This window comes from Pelomonas sp. KK5 (genome assembly GCF_001984095.1).
In the GTDB taxonomy this organism is placed as follows: domain Bacteria; phylum Pseudomonadota; class Gammaproteobacteria; order Burkholderiales; family Burkholderiaceae_C; genus KK5.
Genome location: NZ_LYVQ01000230.1, coordinates 1 through 10328, shown reverse-complemented (window position 1 = coordinate 10328; position 10328 = coordinate 1). Strand labels below are relative to the sequence as shown.

Sequence of the window (10328 nt, the reverse complement as noted above, 5' to 3'; positions counted from 1 at the left end):
GCGGCGCGGCCCCGCCGCTCAGTGCCAGCCGCGAGGGCAAGCTGATCGAGTTCTTCGGCATCAGTTGCCTGGCCCTGATCACCGCCCTGCTGCTCACGCATTCCAGCCGGGCCCAGCGCGCGGCCCACCTGATCGCCGAGCGCACCGTCGAGCTGAAGCAGACGTCGCAGGCGCTGCGCAGCCACGCGCAGCGCTTTCGCGGCGTATTCGACAACGCGCCGGTCGGCGTGTGCATCTCCTCGCTCGACGGCAGGCCCATGGATGCGAACCCCGAGTTCTGCCGCATGCTGGACTGCAGCCTCGAAGAACTGCCTCAGCGCTACCAGCCCCACCAGCTCCACGACGCGGAGCTGGCCCGCCGCCTGACCGGCAGAGGCGAGACCATGCTGCGCGTGCAGCGGGACTTCCCGCGCGGCGATGGCAGCATCATCCACGCCGATCTGCTGCTCAACCTGCTGCGCGATGCCGACGGGCAGCCGGAGGCGCTGCTGTGCGTGGCCCAGGACATGACCGAGCGCCTGCTACTGGCCGACCATGAGCGTGCCCGCCAGGCGGCCGAGGCGGCCAACCGCGCCAAGAGCGAGTTCCTCTCGCGCATGAGCCACGAGCTGCGCACGCCGCTGAACGGCCTGCTGGGCTTCACCCAGCTGCTGCAGCTGGAGCGCGAGCCGCTGACCGTCACCCAGCGCGGCTGGATCGAGCGCATCGGCCAGGCCGGCTGGCACCTGCTGGCGATGATCAACGACGTGCTCGATCTCTCGCGCGTCGAGACCGGCAACCTGAAGGTCGTGCTGGAGCCGCAGGACGCGCACGCGCTGGCCCGCGAATGCCTGACCCTGCTGACGCCGCTGGCCTCGCAGCACCGGGTCTCGATCGGCCTGAAGCTCGATCCGCAGGCCCGCTACATCGTCGGCGACGCCACGCGGGTGCGCGAGATCCTGAACAACCTGCTGAGCAATGCGGTGAAGTACAACGTCCCCGGCGGCTCCGTCGAACTCCATCTTCGTGCGGACGAAGCGGGTTGGGTGGACCTGAGCGTCAGCGACACCGGCAAGGGCCTGCGCCGGGAGGAACTGGCGGCCCTGTTCCAGCCCTTCAACCGCCTCGGCCAGGAACGCAGCGCCATCGAAGGCACCGGCATCGGCCTGGTCATCACACGCCGCCTGGCCGAGCTGATGAACGGCAGCCTGCAGGTCCGCAGCACCCCCGGGCGGGGTTCCACCTTCACGCTGCGCCTGCCGGCATCCAGGACCGGCCCGCCGTCGGCCCCCGCCGCGGCCGGCGCCCCGGCCCCGGTGAACGCCACTTCGGGGCCAAAGCGCCTGCTCTACATCGAGGACAACCTCGTCAACATCGAGGTGATGCGCGCCGTCATCGCGCTGCGCAGCGACCTGTCGCTGGCCGTGTGCGAGGACGGGGCCAGCGGCCTGGCCACGCTGCTGCAGGCCCCGCCGGACCTGGTCATGCTGGACATGAACCTGCCTGACATGGACGGGCTCGCGCTGCTGCAGCGGCTGCGCGAATCGCCGCGCTGCGCGACGCTGCCGGTGGTGATCGTGTCCGCCGATGCGATGGACGAGCACATCGCCGCCGGCCTGCGCGCCGGCGCGGCCCACTACCTGACCAAGCCCTTCGCCGTGCCCGATCTGATGCAGCTGCTGGACCACCTGCTGGCACGCTGAGCACCAAAGAAAAAAGCCCGCGGCTGGAAGGCCGCGGGCAATTCGAGAGAAGACCCGCTACCGATCAGCCGTGCTTGGCGTCGAAGAACTGCTCGTCCTCGGTCGAGCCCTTCAGCGCCGCGGTGGAAGCCTCGCGTTCGATCGTCGTCGTGACCGAGTCGAAGTAGCCGGTGCCGACCTCGCGCTGGTGCTTCACCGCCGTGAAGCCCCGCTCGGCGGCGGCGAATTCGGCTTCCTGCAGCTCGACGAAGGCGCTCATGTTGTTGCGCGCATAGCCGTAGGCCAGGTTGAACATCGAGTAGTTCAGGCTGTGGAAGCCGGCCAGCGTGATGAACTGGAACTTGTAGCCCATGGCGCCCAGCTCGCGCTGGAACTTGGCGATCGTCGCGTCGTCCAGGTTCTTCTTCCAGTTGAACGAGGGCGAGCAGTTGTAGGCCAGCAGCTTGCCGGGGAACTTGGCATGGATGCGGTCGGCGAACTCCTTGGCGAAGGCCAGGTCGGGCTTGCCGGTCTCGCACCAGATCATGTCCACGTACGGGGCGTAGGCCAGGCCGCGCGAGACCGCCTGCTCCAGGCCGTTGCGGGTGCGGAAGAAGCCTTCCACGGTGCGCTCGCCGGTGCAGAAGGGCTTGTCGTTGTCGTCCACGTCGGTGGTGACTAGGTCGCCGGCTTCGGCGTCGGTGCGGGCCAGCAGCACGGTGGGCACGCCCATCACGTCGGCGGCCAGGCGCGCGGCCACCAGCTTGGCGACGGCTTCACGCGTCGGCACCAGCACCTTGCCGCCCATGTGGCCGCACTTCTTGGCGGCGGCCAGTTGGTCCTCGAAGTGCACGCCGGCGGCGCCGGCCTCGATCATCGACTTCATCAGCTCGAAGGCGTTCAGCACGCCGCCGAAGCCGGCTTCCGCATCGGCCACGATCGGGGCGAAGTAGTCGATGTCGTCCTTGCCTTCGCTCCACTGGATTTCGTCCGCGCGCTTGAAGGTGGCGTTGATCTTCTTCACGACCTTGGGCACCGAGTCCACCGAGTACAGCGACTGGTCGGGGTACATCTCGCCGTTGCTGTTGGCGTCGCCGGCGACCTGCCAGCCGGACAGGTAGATCGCCTTCAGGCCGGCCTTGACCTGCTGCATCGCCTGGTTGCCGGTCAGCGCGCCGAGCGAGTTGACGAAGGGCTCGGTGTTGACCAGGTTCCACAGCTTCTCGGCGCCGCGGCGGGCCAGCGTGTGGTCGATCTGCAGCGAGCCGCGCAGGCGCACCACATCGGCGGCGCTGTAGCCGCGCTGCACGCCCTTCCAACGCGGGTTCTCGGCCCAGTCCTTCTCGAGGGCGGCGATCTGCTGTTCACGGGTCAATCGGGTCATGGTCCATCTCCTTAAAAACAGGGCTTCGATGGACTCAAGATTAGTCGCCATGGCGCCGTCGTGGAAGACTTATGTCTTATATAAGACTAAAAATTTTCTCCTTGAAAATCAATGAGTTGATTTTAAAATTCTGGATCGTGAAAAGCATTTCACCATCATGAGAAATTTTGCGGCGACGCAGCATGTGCAAACTCCACGATGTGAAACAACCGTTTCGCATCGTGGAGAGCGCCGGGTCACAGGCCGCCGACGAAGTAGCGCTTCAGGCCGGCCAGCACCATTTCCACCGCCACGGCGGTCAGCACCAGGCCCATCAGCTTCTCGAAGGCCGAGATCACCGAGTCACCCAGCAGCTTGCGGATGCGGCTGGCCAGCAGCAGCACGATCACGCAGACGGCCATCGCCGCGGTGAGCGCGACGATCCAGGACCACATCCGCTCGGGCTGCCGCGAGGCCAGCAGCAGCACCGTCGCCATCGCAGACGGCCCGGCGAACAGCGGGATCGCCAGCGGAAAGATGAAGGGCTCGCGGCCAGGCTCCAGGCCGTAGGCTGACTCCCCGGCGCCGCCGAAGATCATGCGCGTGGCGATGATCGCCAGGATCACGCCGCCGGCCACTTCCAGCGAGCGCTCCGAGAGATGCATCACCTCCAGGAAGCTGCCGCCGCCGAACATGAAGGCCATCAGCACCAGGAAGGCGATGCCGACCTCGCGGATGGCCACGCGGGTGCGCCGCTCGGGGCGCACCTCGCTCATGATGGAAATGAAGAGCGGCAGGCTGCCCAGCGGGTCCAGGACGAGCAGCAGGAGGATGAAGGCGGAGAGAAACGTGTGGTCCATGACCGCGATTGTCTCCGCCACTTCTCCTTGGATCCTCCCCTCGGACCTCCTCAGAAGGACGCGCTGAGCGTCGCGCCGATCGTCCTCGGGCGCAGGTAGAAGGCCTCGGTCACGAACTGCACGTTCGGCTGCTGCAGCACCGTGTGGTTGTTGCCCAGGTTCTTGACGAAGAGGTTCAGGTCGAACTTCTCGAAGCTCAGGCCCAGGCTCGCGTCGGCCGTGAAGTAGCTGGGGCGCTCGTAGTCGGTGTCGCCGCGGAACAGCGTGCCGTGGCTGTCGCCGGTCCACTGGCCGTTCAGCCGCAGCACCGAGTCGACGCTGGCCACGCGGAAGCGGTACTGGCCGCCCAGGTGCAGGCTGTAGCGGGGCACGCCCTGGATGCGGTCGCCCTTGCGGACGTTGGGCACGCCGTTGTCGTCGGTGCCCAGCGACGGCACGTCCTGCGCGAACACCGCGCGGTTGTAGCCGCCACCGGCGCTGACAGTGAGGCTCGACGTCACCTTGGCCTTCAGGTCCATCTCGATGCCGTCGCTCTTGGCCTTGCCGACATTGGTCTCGAAGTCGAAGCCGGTGGTCGGCAGCGACACGTCCTGCTGGATGTCCTTCCAGTCGATGTGATAGGCCGCCACTTCCAGCTGCAGCTTGCCGCCCATCAGGCGCGACTTGCTGCCGATCTCGTAGCTGCGCAGCGTGTCGGGCTTGAAGGTGGCGGGCGCCTCCTTCAGGCCCAGCACGGCCAGGTCGGCCAGCGTGCCGGCGTACAGCGGGATCGGCCGGTTGGCGCCGCCGAGGCGGAAGCCGTCGGCCACGTTGGCGTACAGCGAGGTGTCCTCGCTCAGGTCCCAGCTCAGCGCGAAGCGCGGCGTGACCTTGTTGGCCTTGCTGTCGATGTGGGTCGTGGACGGGCCGCCGGCGAAGAAGAAGTCGCCCTCGCGCGAGAAGGCCTCGCTGGAACGCAGGTAGCGCAGGCCGGCGGTGAAGCGCAGCGCCTTGCTGAAGTGCCAGGTCGCCTCACCGAATACCGAGTTCTGCTTGGTCTTGTAGTGGCGCGCCGAGTAGTAGCTGTTGTCGTTCGGGAAGGCGCCGGCGTACATGCCGGAGTCGTCGGTCCAGTTGGACAGGTCGTTGATGTCCGCGCCTTTGTCGGTGAAGGCCTTGGTGATGCCGAACACCGGCTCGCTGTCGACCACGTCGGTCTTGGTGGTGGCGCTGTAGAAGCCGGTCACCCAGGTCAGCGGCAGGCCGTTGCCGGGCGCCCAGTCCTTGGACGAAAGGCGCAGCTCGACCGAGACCTGGTCGATCTTGTTGTCCAGGTAGACGGCCGAGGGCAGGAAGCTGACCACGTCGGCCACCGCCTGGTTGGTGATCAGCGTGCCGATATAGCTGCTGTTGACGCTGGTGCCGTCCTGCGTGCGGCTGAACTTGCGCTTGTAGCCGTTGACCACGCCGGTGAAGTCGGCGAAGCCGAGGTCGCCGGCCAGCGTCAGCGAGGGCACGGTGAGCTTGTCGTCGCCCGGCTCCTTGACGATCTTGGAGGTCTGGAAGCGCGCCAGCGGCGTGCCGGCGTTGAACTGCTGGTAGTCGCCCACGGTGAGGTAGGAAGCGTCGATGTCGGCGCTCTTGTTGTGCTGGTAGAACAGCGCCGGCGTCAGCGTCCAGTCGCTGTTGAACTTGACGGTGGCGGCGAGCTTGAGCACTGACCAGTCGTTCTTGTTGATGCCCTTGTCGATCACGCCGAGCGTCTGCGGGCTGACCTGGTCGATGTAGCCGCTGTCGTGGCCGGCCTGCACGCCAATGCGCAGCGCCGCCGTGCCCTCCTTCAGCGGCACGTTGAGCACGCCCTGGGCCATGTAGTTGGTGCCGCCGTGCTGGGTGCTCGACACCTCCGCCGCGATGTCCCCGCTGAACAGTTTCAGGTCCGGCTGCTTGCTGATGAAACGGATCGTGCCGCCCATCGAGCCGGCGCCGTACAGCGTGCCCTGCGGGCCGCGCAGCACCTCCACCCGCTCCAGGTCGAAGAAGCGCGGCTCGGCCGTGCCCTGGCTGTAGAGGTTGCGGGTGGTCAGCGAGACGTCGTCCAGGTAGACGCCCACCGTGGCCGAACCGGCCTGCGAGCTGACGCCGCGGATCTCGATGTTCGACAGGCCCGGCCCGCTGCCGCTCTGCCCGCTGAACGAGATGTTGGGAATGTTGCGGGTCAGGTCGCCGATGTCGAGGATCTGGTTCTCCTTCAGCGCCTCGCCGCTGATGGCGCTGACGCTCAGCGGCACCTTGCGGGCCTCCTCGGTGCGCTTCTGGGAGGTGACGACAACCGTCTCCAGCACGCTGCCCTTCTCCTCCTGGGCCAGCGACGGTGCGGACAGGGCAGCCAGGCAGGCTGCGGCAATCAGGCTCTTGTGGAACATGGCTGGGCGGATCCCTCGGTTTTGCTGATCCGCGGATGCTGCTCAGAACCGTGCAAGCCCACAAGTGCGCGCACCGCACAAAGGCAAAAACGTTGCCATGGCGCGACTCCCGCACCACAACATAACGCCCTAAGCCCGCGGATGGTGCTCCGCGTGGATCTTCTTCAATCGTTCGCGCGCCACATGGGTGTAGATCTGCGTCGTCGACAGGTCCGCATGGCCCAGCAGCAGCTGCACCGCGCGCAGGTCGGCGCCGTGGTTCAACAGGTGGGTGGCGAAGGAGTGACGCAGGCTGTGCGGCGAGGGCAGCTTGATGATGCCGGCGGCCAGCGCATGCTTCTTGACGATGACCCAGAACATCTGCCGCGTCATGCCCTCGCCGCGGGCGGTGACGAACAGGTCGTCGGTGCTCTGGCCGGCCAGCAGCGCCGGCCGCGCCTCGCGCAGGTAGCGCATCAGCCAGGCATGGGCCTCCTCGCCGAAGGGCACGACCCGCTCCTTCGAGCCCTTGCCGGTGACGCGCAGCATCGCCTCCTTGAAGCCGACGTGCACGCTCTTGAGCGTCACCAGCTCGGTCACCCGCAGGCCGCTGGCGTACATCAGCTCCAGCATCGCGCGGTCGCGCAGGCCCAGCGGGGTCTCCACGTCGGGCGCGTTGAGCAGCGCCTCGACATGGCCCTCGCTCATCGTCTTGATGTCGCGCGCCCTCGCCTTCGCGTGTTCGAGGCGCAGGGTCGGGTCTTGCCTGATGCGCGCCTCGCGCAGCGCCCAGCGGTAGTAGCGGCGCAGCACGCTCAGGCGCCGGTTGGCGCTGGTGGCCTTCTCGCCCTCGCGCGAGGCGCCGTAGGCCAGCAGGTCGGCCTCGCTGCACTGGTCCAGGCTCTTGCCGCTGCGCGCCGCCCAGTCGGCCAGCAGGGCCAGGTCGCGGCGGTAGGCGTCCTGGGTGTTGCGGGACAGGCCGTCCTCCAGCCACAGGGTCTCGATGAAGGCCTCGATGGCCGCGGCGCTCGGGGTGCTGCTGTTCGTCGTCACGGACGCAACGATACTCGCAGCTGCCATGTCCGATGCCCTGCTCCTGCTGCCCGACTTCCTGCTGATCCTGGTGGGCTTCCTGATCTGCCGCTACACCGCGCTGAACCGCCCGGTGTGGGAGAGCGCCGAGCGGCTCGTCTACTACCTGCTGTTCCCGGTGCTGCTGTTCAACTCGATCATCCGCACGCCGCTGGACCCGTCCAGCACCACCCAGCTGGCGATCGGCGGCATCCTCACCTGCGCCACCGGCGTGGCCCTGGCCTATGCGCTGCGGCGCCTGCCCGGCGTCGACCCGCTGGCCCATGCCTCGGGCGCGCAGTGCGCCTTCCGCTTCAACTCCTTCATCGCGCTGGCGGTGGCCGAGCGGCTGCAGGGCTCGCAGGGCGTGGCCTGGGTGGCGCTGCTGGTCGCCCTGAACGTGCCGCTGTGCAATGTGGCGGCCGTGTGGCCGCTGGCCCGGCACGGCGGCCACGGCTACCTGAAGGAGCTGTCGCGCAACCCGCTGATCCTGGCCACCGTCACCGGCCTGCTCTGCAACGTCGCCGGGCTCAAGTTCCCCGAGCCGGTGGCGCTGACGCTGAACCGCATCGGCCAGGCCTCGCTGCCGCTGGGTCTGATGGCCGTGGGCGCCGGCCTGCGCCTGGGCGCGCTGCGCGAGTGGCCGCGGCTGGCGGCCGGCTTCATGGCGATCCGGCACTTCATCCTGCCGCTGGTGGCGCTGGGCCTCGGTGCGCTGCTGCACCTGTCTCCCGAGCAGCGCCTGCTGCTGCTGATGTTCGCGGCGCTGCCGACCGCGTCCAGCGCCTATGTGCTGGCGGCGCGGATGGGCGGGCGGGCGGACTTCGTGGCCGGGCTGATCACGCTGTCCACGCTGATCGGGATGTTCAGCCTGCCGCTGTGGCTGCTGCTAAAGCCCAGCTGATGTGCTCGGCGAGCAGCGGGCTCGCCGTCGGCAGTTCGCCTTCCAGCGCCGCTCGCAGCTCGGGCCGTTCGGCCGCACGCAGCGCATTGCCGATCGCCACCGCCAGGTTGCGCTTCCAGCGCTGATGGCCGATGCGGCGGATCGCCGTGCCTTCGGTGTGCTTCAGGAATTCCGCCTCGCTCCAGCGCCACAGTTCCAGCAGGTCGCCCCGCCGCCACTCGGGCCGCGCATCGAAGTCGGGCACCAGCGCGCGCTGCGCGAACTTGTTCCAGGGGCAGACAAGCTGGCAGTCGTCGCAACCGTAGATGCGGTTGCCGATCGCCTCGCGCAGCTCCAGCGGGATCGGGCCGTCCTGCTCGATCGTCAGATACGAAATGCAGCGCCGCGCGTCGACCCGGTACGGCGCCACGATCGCGCCGGTCGGGCACACGTCCAGGCAGGCCGTGCACTGCCCGCAGTGGCCGCTGACCGGCTCGCTCAAGGGCAGCGGCAGGTCCACGTAGATCTCGCCCAGGAAGAACATCGAGCCCGCCTCGCGGTGCAGCGTCAGCGTGTGCTTGCCACGCCAGCCGATGCCGCTGCGCGAGGCCAGCTCCACCTCCAGCACCGGCGCCGAGTCGGTGAACACGCGGTGGCCGAAGGGGCCGATGCGTTCGGTCAGGCGCTCGGCCAGCTTCTGCAGCCGCGAGCGCAGCACCTTGTGATAGTCCCGGCCGCGGGCGTAGAGCGAGAGCTGCGCGCGCTGCGGATCGCGCAGGCCCTGCCATTCGACCGCCTGCCAGTCCGCGCCGGCCTCGCGCGGCAGGTAGTCCATCCGCGCGGTGATCACCCGCAGCGTGCCCGGCACCAGCACGGCCGGGCGGGCACGCTTGAGGCCGTGCGCGGCCATGTAGTCCATGCTGCCGTGAAAGCCTGCCTCCAGCCACGCCTGCAGGCCGGGCTCGGCGGCCGAGAGATCGATGTCCGCCACGCCGATCTGTGAAAATCCCAGCTCGAAGGCCCAGCCGCGCAGTTCGTCCATCAGGGACTGCGGGGCCAGGTCAGTAACTTCTTCCTTCAGCGGATGCGCCATTTGCCCATTCTAGAAACCCGACACCTGAACTGGCCCGACGAAGCCGCCTGCGAACGCTTCGCCCGCGAGCTGGCCCGCTGCCCGGGGCTGATGGACTGCAGCATCGAGCTGCACGGCACGCTGGGCGCCGGCAAGACCAGCCTGGTGCGGCACCTGCTGCGCGCGCTGGGCGTCACCGGCCGCATCAAGAGCCCCAGCTATGCCGTGCTGGAGAGCTACGCGCTGGATCAAGGCGAGGTCAGCCACTTCGACTTCTACCGCTTCGGCGACCCGCGCGAGTGGGAGGACGCGGGCTTTCGCGACATCTTCACCGCCCCGGGCCTGAAGCTCAGCGAATGGCCGGAGAAGGCCGCCGGCATGCTGCCGGTGGCGGACCTGCAGATCTGGCTGGCTGTCAACGAGAACGAGAGCCGGAACGTGAAGCTGGTGGCCGGCACCGCACGGGGCCAGGTCTTGCTCGAGGGCTTGGAGGGACAGGAATGACGAGGACGAACGAGCGCCGCCGGGCGCTCAGGACCATGGGCGCGCTCGCGCTGGTGCTGCAGGCGCCGCAGATCCGCGCCGCCGCGGGTGCCGCCAGCGGGCCGAGCATCATCGCCGTGCGCGTCTGGCCGGCCGAGGACTACACCCGCGTCACGCTGGAATCCGACAGGCCGCTGCAGGCCCGCCACCTGCTGGTCGAGGGCCCCGAGCGCCTGGTCATCGACATCGACGACCTGGAACTCAACGCCGGCCTGCGCGAGCTGCTGGGCAAGGTCAAGGCGGACGACCCCTTCATCGCCGGCGTGCGCGTGGGCCAGAACACGCCGCGCGTGGTGCGGATCGTGCTGGACCTGAAGCAGGCGGTGAAGCCGCAGATCTTCACGCTGGGCCCGGTCGCCGCCTACCAGCATCGCCTCGTGTTCGACCTCTATCCGAAGGTCGAGGTCGACCCGCTGCTGGCGCTGATCCGCGAGAAGGACGCCGCCGAGCGCGAGGCCGCGAAAGAGGTGCAGGACGCGCTGGGCGAGCTG

9 protein-coding genes are annotated in these 10328 nt (G+C 68.3%); 4 read left to right on the top strand and 5 right to left on the bottom strand.

The window, feature by feature from the left end:
• A partial coding sequence (locus tag B0W88_RS25860; protein WP_144006975.1) for an ATP-binding protein occupies positions 1 to 1682 on the top strand: 1682 nt, incomplete at its 5' end.
• 64 nt (positions 1683 to 1746) lie between these two features.
• On the opposite strand, the gene aceA is transcribed toward B0W88_RS25860, so the two are convergent.
• The 4 genes from aceA to xerD form a co-directional block, all read right to left on the bottom strand.
• A complete protein-coding gene (gene aceA / locus B0W88_RS25855) occupies positions 1747 to 3045 on the bottom strand; it encodes an isocitrate lyase (protein ID WP_369973932.1) in 1299 nt (432 codons plus the stop codon).
• Positions 3046 to 3281: 236 nt separating this feature from the next.
• Positions 3282 to 3884 carry a MarC family protein gene (locus tag B0W88_RS25850; RefSeq protein WP_077037473.1) on the bottom strand — a complete coding sequence of 201 codons (603 nt, stop codon included), beginning with the start codon at positions 3882 to 3884 and terminating at the stop codon, positions 3282 to 3284.
• Between the two features lie 50 nt (positions 3885 to 3934).
• Entirely contained in the window at positions 3935 to 6289 is a 2355-nt protein-coding gene (locus B0W88_RS25845) for a TonB-dependent receptor (RefSeq protein WP_077037472.1), read from the bottom strand.
• A gap of 129 nt (positions 6290 to 6418) precedes the next feature.
• Positions 6419 to 7348 carry a site-specific tyrosine recombinase XerD gene (gene xerD, locus B0W88_RS25840; protein ID WP_077037471.1) on the bottom strand — a complete coding sequence of 310 codons (930 nt, stop codon included), beginning with the start codon at positions 7346 to 7348 and terminating at the stop codon, positions 6419 to 6421.
• Here xerD and B0W88_RS25835 point away from each other — a divergent pair.
• Entirely contained in the window at positions 7347 to 8243 is an 897-nt protein-coding gene (locus B0W88_RS25835; RefSeq protein WP_077037470.1) for an AEC family transporter, read from the top strand. The two genes, xerD and B0W88_RS25835, sit on opposite strands and share 2 nt — an antisense overlap.
• Here the strand turns inward: B0W88_RS25835 and queG are convergent.
• Positions 8206 to 9315 carry a tRNA epoxyqueuosine(34) reductase QueG gene (gene queG, locus B0W88_RS25830; RefSeq protein ID WP_233151844.1) on the bottom strand — a complete coding sequence of 370 codons (1110 nt, stop codon included), beginning with the start codon at positions 9313 to 9315 and terminating at the stop codon, positions 8206 to 8208. The two genes, B0W88_RS25835 and queG, sit on opposite strands and share 38 nt — an antisense overlap.
• Between queG and tsaE the strand changes: the two genes are divergently transcribed.
• The gene (gene tsaE / locus B0W88_RS25825) at positions 9307 to 9798 is read left to right on the top strand and encodes a tRNA (adenosine(37)-N6)-threonylcarbamoyltransferase complex ATPase subunit type 1 TsaE (protein WP_077037475.1); all 492 of its coding nucleotides are present in this window, start codon (positions 9307 to 9309) and stop codon (positions 9796 to 9798) included. The genes queG and tsaE overlap by 9 nt on opposite strands.
• A partial coding sequence (locus tag B0W88_RS25820) for an AMIN domain-containing protein (protein WP_144006974.1) occupies positions 9795 to 10328 on the top strand: 534 nt, incomplete at its 3' end. The genes tsaE and B0W88_RS25820, both read left to right, overlap by 4 nt.

Coding starts and splice junctions, on each gene's coding strand:
- aceA (WP_369973932.1), bottom strand. CDS start 3,045: ATGACCCGATTGACCCGTGAACAGCAGATCGCCGCCCTCGAGAAGGAC.
- queG (WP_233151844.1), bottom strand. CDS start 9,315: ATGGCGCATCCGCTGAAGGAAGAAGTTACTGACCTGGCCCCGCAGTCC.
- B0W88_RS25845 (WP_077037472.1), bottom strand. CDS start 6,289: ATGTTCCACAAGAGCCTGATTGCCGCAGCCTGCCTGGCTGCCCTGTCC.
- B0W88_RS25835 (WP_077037470.1), top strand. CDS start 7,347: ATGTCCGATGCCCTGCTCCTGCTGCCCGACTTCCTGCTGATCCTGGTG.
- B0W88_RS25850 (WP_077037473.1), bottom strand. CDS start 3,884: ATGGACCACACGTTTCTCTCCGCCTTCATCCTCCTGCTGCTCGTCCTG.
- tsaE (WP_077037475.1), top strand. CDS start 9,307: ATGCGCCATTTGCCCATTCTAGAAACCCGACACCTGAACTGGCCCGAC.
- xerD (WP_077037471.1), bottom strand. CDS start 7,348: ATGGCAGCTGCGAGTATCGTTGCGTCCGTGACGACGAACAGCAGCACC.